This is a genomic window from uncultured Campylobacter sp., from assembly GCF_938045535.1.
In the GTDB taxonomy this organism is placed as follows: Bacteria; Campylobacterota; Campylobacteria; order Campylobacterales; family Campylobacteraceae; genus Campylobacter_B.
The window spans coordinates 1-4,476 of sequence record NZ_CALIMQ010000205.1; the positions used below are offsets into that span (position 1 = coordinate 1).

General features: G+C 46.9%; 6 protein-coding genes. 5 read left to right on the plus strand and 1 reads right to left on the minus strand.

The genetic code is table 11. The annotated features are described in order from the left end of the window. Positions 1-782 (minus strand): Clp protease N-terminal domain-containing protein (locus tag Q0095_RS06315; protein WP_297882406.1); only part of this gene is annotated, 782 nt, incomplete at its 3' end. A 215-nt stretch (positions 783-997) separates the two neighbouring features. On the opposite strand from Q0095_RS06315, the gene Q0095_RS06320 reads away from it, so the two are divergent. The 5 genes from Q0095_RS06320 to Q0095_RS06340 all read left to right on the plus strand — a co-directional run. Beyond that, complete coding sequence (locus Q0095_RS06320; protein WP_297882414.1) at positions 998-2,287, plus strand: S41 family peptidase; 1,290 nt, start codon at positions 998-1,000, stop codon at positions 2,285-2,287. Between the two features lie 10 nt (positions 2,288-2,297). Further along, entirely contained in the window at positions 2,298-3,017 is a 720-nt protein-coding gene (gene purC, locus Q0095_RS06325; protein ID WP_297882374.1) for a phosphoribosylaminoimidazolesuccinocarboxamide synthase, read from the plus strand. Positions 3,018-3,020: 3 nt separating this feature from the next. After that, entirely contained in the window at positions 3,021-3,257 is a 237-nt protein-coding gene (gene purS, locus Q0095_RS06330) for a phosphoribosylformylglycinamidine synthase subunit PurS (protein ID WP_297882408.1), read from the plus strand. After that, the gene (purQ, locus tag Q0095_RS06335; RefSeq protein ID WP_297882410.1) at positions 3,254-3,919 is read left to right on the plus strand and encodes a phosphoribosylformylglycinamidine synthase I; all 666 of its coding nucleotides are present in this window, start codon (positions 3,254-3,256) and stop codon (positions 3,917-3,919) included. Before purS ends, purQ begins: the two co-directional genes overlap by 4 nt. After that, a partial coding sequence (locus tag Q0095_RS06340; RefSeq protein WP_297882412.1) for a hypothetical protein occupies positions 3,913-4,476 on the plus strand: 564 nt, incomplete at its 3' end. The genes purQ and Q0095_RS06340, both read left to right, overlap by 7 nt.

The window sequence follows — 4,476 nt, forward strand, 5'->3', positions numbered from 1 at the left end:
TTGAGCCTATCTTCAAATTCGCCGCGGTACTTCGCGCCCGCAATCAGCGCACTCATATCAAGCGCGATGACGCGTTTATTTTGCAGGCTAAGCGGTACCTCTTTTTTGGCGATCAGCTGCGCAAGACCCTCGACGACCGCGGTTTTTCCCACGCCCGGCTCGCCGAGTAGGATAGGGTTATTTTTCGTCTTGCGGATTAAAATTTGCATCATTCGCGAGATTACCTCGTCGCGGCCGATGACCGGATCGAGCTCGCCCGCGATCGCCTTAGCGGTGAGATCGACGCCGAATTTACTAAGCGCTTCAAGCGTCTCGTCGGCGGTTTGCGAATCGATGCTTTTGCCGCCGCGAAGCGCCTCAAGCTCCTTTTTGATCTCGCTAAGATCTGCAAATTTAGATAGAATTTTCTTTAGCGGATCTGCGTTTAAATTTGCGATCAGCCAGGTATCTACGGCGATAAATTTATCGCCCGAGCTCGTCATCAGCCCTTTTGCGAGCTCTAGCGAGTTCATCAGCTCGCGCGAGATTCGCACGTTTTCCTTCGTGACGTTTGAGCTCGTAGGCAAATTCGAAATTTCGCTTTTGATCTCAAGCTCGACCGCGGTCTTTTCGATGCTAAATTTATTAAAAATTTGATTTAGCACAGAGCCGCTGTCGGCTACCAAAGCCCAGAGCATGTGCAATACGCCCACTTCGCTATTTTTGGAATGGATCGCCAAAGAAACGCTGCTTTCAAGCAAAGAGCGCATTTTATCGGTTAAAATTTCAATAGTTTCGTTCATAAATTTCTCCTAAAGTTGAAGTTGGTAGCATTATATAACTTTAGTGTCTTTATGTCAAGGTTTTTTAGTGAGATTTTAAAATTTTCGACTTAAATTTATCCGTAAACGCGCAAATTTCGTATGAAATTTACCTTATTTTTAGCCAATTTTCTATAAAATTCGCTACATTTTATTTTCAAGGATATGCTTTGCGACAAAAACACCTCTTCTTCGGCTTGGGATTCATATTTTCTCTATTTTTAGGCGTTAGTTTTTTTACCGGAAATTTACAAGCCAGAGAGGTCAATGCGACCAAAAAGCCAGACAGCGAAAAAACGCGTTTGGAGGCGCTAGCTAAGCTTACCAAAACGCTTGCGATCGTCGAGAACAATTATGTCGATGAGATGACCTTTTCGGAGCTTGTGGACAAGACGATCTCGGGGCTTATGAATAACCTCGACGCGCACTCAAGCTACATGGACGAAAAGGCGTTTAACGATACGAAAGTCCAGACCGAAGGCGAGTTTGGCGGGCTTGGAATTCAGGTGGGTATGAAAGACGGCGCTCTGACCGTCATCTCGCCTATCGAGGGTACGCCGGCGGATAAAAAGGGCATTCAGGCTAACGACGTGATCTTGCGTATCGATGGCAACGCGACCTTCGGCATCACGATCGACGATGCAGTCTCAAAAATGCGCGGCAAGCCGAAAACCAAAATCACTCTAACGATCGTGCGTAAGGGAGTTAGCAAGCCTTTCGACGTCGAGATTATCCGCGACATAATCAAAGTAGAATCGGTCTATGCTAAGATGATCGAGGATGATAAAATTTTATATCTGCGCGTTACGAATTTCGATCAGCACGTAGTGGCGGATGCGAGTAAATTTATAAAAGAGCACAAAGACGCCAAAGGCATTATTTTGGATCTGCGAAACAACCCGGGCGGGCTTTTGGATCAAGCGATCGGGCTTGTAAATTTATTCGTAAGCAAAGGTCTTATTGTCTCTCAAAAAGGGCGCGCAAAAAACGAGACCGAAGCACATAACGCCGATCCTAAAAAGAAGATCACCGATTTGCCTCTGGTAGTGCTAGTAAACGGCGGCAGCGCAAGCGCAAGCGAGATCGTAAGCGGCTCGCTTCAGGATCTAAAGCGTGCCGTGTTAGTTGGTGAAAAAACTTTTGGCAAGGGAAGCGTGCAGGTGATCCTGCCGATAGAGGATAAAGAAGCTCTGCGACTAACCATCGCGCGATACTATCTATCAAGTGGCCGCACCATCCAAGCGGTGGGCGTGACACCCGATCTCGTAGTGGCGCCGGGCAAGGTGCCGAGCCGCGACGAGGATGAATTCTCGCTAAAAGAAGCCGATCTCAAAAAGCACCTGCAAGGCGAGTTAGCCAAGGTCGAGACCAAGAAAAAAGATGCTCAGAAAAAGGATGAGAAAAGTTTCATCACCGCAGAGCAGATTAATAACGATATCCAGTTAAAAACCGCAATAGACGCGATAAAAATTCTAAACATCAAGTAAGGAGAGTGTGATGCAAGCTACCAAAAAAGAGCTTATCTACGAAGGCAAGGGCAAAAAGATGTGGTCGGTTAACGAAAGTGACGACCTTTTGATTTCGGAATTTAAAGATTCGCTGACGGCGTTTAACGGCGTCAAGAAGGCCGAAGAGAGTGGCAAAGGCGCGCTGAATTGTAAAATTTCGACGCTGATTTTTGATCTGCTTAAAAAGCACGGCATCGCCACTGCGCTAGTAGAGACGATCAGCCCGACCGAGCAGCTCGTAAAAAAATGTAAGATTTTCCCTCTTGAGATCATCGCTCGCAATATCGCTACCGGCTCGCTTACAAAGCGCCTGGGCATCAAAGAGGGCACGAAGCTTCCGTTTACGCTGGTGGAGTTTTGCTACAAAGACGATGAGCTGGGCGATCCGATACTAAACGACGAGCATTGCTTGCTGCTTGGCGCCGTAAAGAGCCAAAGCGAGCTTGACGAGCTCAAAAAGATCGCGCGCAAGATCAACGAAATTTTGATTAAATTTTTCGACGAGCGAAATTTAAAGCTCGTGGATTTCAAAATCGAACTCGGCAGGGATAAGGACGGAAATATCCTGCTTGCAGATGAGATCAGCCCCGATAGCTGCCGCTTTTGGGACAAACAAACTGACAAAAAGCTCGATAAGGACGTATTCAGGCAGGATCTCGGTAGCGTAAAAGTGGCCTACGAAGAGGTCTTGCGTAGAATTTTAGGATAAGCGATGAAGGTAATCGTAAACGTAAGACTTAAAGAGGGCGTGCTCGATCCGCAGGGCAAGGCGGTCAAACACGCCCTCGCTTCGCTTGGATTTAGCGGCGTGCGAGATGTGCGCGTAGCCAAACAGATCGTCCTTGAGCTAGATGACGAGGATAGGGATAAAATTTACGCTGACGTCGCTAGGATGTGCGATGAAATTTTGGCAAACACCGTCATTGAAGACTACGAGATCGTGATATGAAGGTAGCGATCATAAATTTCCCCGGTACCAACTGCGAGCGCGACAGCAAATACGCCTTTGACGCGCTGGGTTGCGAAACGCAGATAATCTGGCATAAAGAAACCGCTATAAATGCCGATCTGATCGTGCTTCCTGGCGGCTTTAGCCACGGAGATTATCTGCGAACCGCGGCGATTGCTAAATTTAGCCCCGTAATGCAAGCGGTGCTTGATCACGCGCGAAAGGGCGGCTATATTTTGGGTATCTGCAACGGCTTTCAGATGCTTTTGGAGCTAGGCTTGCTCGCAGGCGCGATGAATAAAAATATAAATTTAAGCTTTATCTCAAAATTTCACCATCTGCGCGTCGTTTCAAACGACAATAAATTTCTGCACTGTTGCGACAAGGGCGAAATTTTAAATATCCCGATCGCGCATGGCGAGGGAAACTATTATGCGCCTGCGGATACGCTAAAGTCGCTATACGACGAGGATTGCGTGCTGCTAAAATATTGCGACGAAAACGGCGCGGATCTAAATCCGAACGGCTCAGTGGACACAATCGCGGGGATTTGCGATAAAAACAAAAAGATTTTCGGCCTGATGCCGCATCCTGAGCGTGCGATAGAGCCTATTTTGGGCGGCACGGACGGAGAGAAAATGCTAAAAGGCTTAATTTGCTAAAAAGAATTCTTACTATTTTAGGTGTCTGTACGCTTGCGTTTGCTGCGCCGGAGATTGAGATCGATTCGCTTGATGATCTAAGTAAATATGCACCGAAAAAAGCTGAGGATAAGCCGGACGAGCCGCAGACGCGCGATAATTCCAAGGTAATGCTGAAGTATAATAAAAAAGAGGTTATGTCGATGGATAATCTAAGCATCGACGATCTCAAAGCTTTGGCGCCTACTAACGAAGTCGATCTGGATGTATCTGATGATAAGGTCTATCAGGACATTAAGCCCAAAGAGCTTACGCTAAAAGCCAGCGGGATGCCTAGAAAGGTGTATTGCAATCAAATTTTTAAGATTGACTTCGCCGTGTATTTAGGGCAGAAAATCACCGTCAAGCCAAAGCTAGAGATCAGCCGCACCAATGGTATGAAGTGGCTTAATGCCGATAATCTTACGTGGATTGAGGGTGACGAGATGTTTGAGACGACGCTGTGGTTTGCAGCAAGCGATAAGAGCGATAAGATAAATGAGCTCATTTTGACCTTGCAGCGCAACGGAGAATTCTTT

Coding starts and splice junctions, on each gene's coding strand:
- purC (WP_297882374.1), top strand. CDS start 2,298: ATGCAAGCTACCAAAAAAGAGCTTATCTACGAAGGCAAGGGCAAAAAG.
- purS (WP_297882408.1), top strand. CDS start 3,021: ATGAAGGTAATCGTAAACGTAAGACTTAAAGAGGGCGTGCTCGATCCG.
- purQ (WP_297882410.1), top strand. CDS start 3,254: ATGAAGGTAGCGATCATAAATTTCCCCGGTACCAACTGCGAGCGCGAC.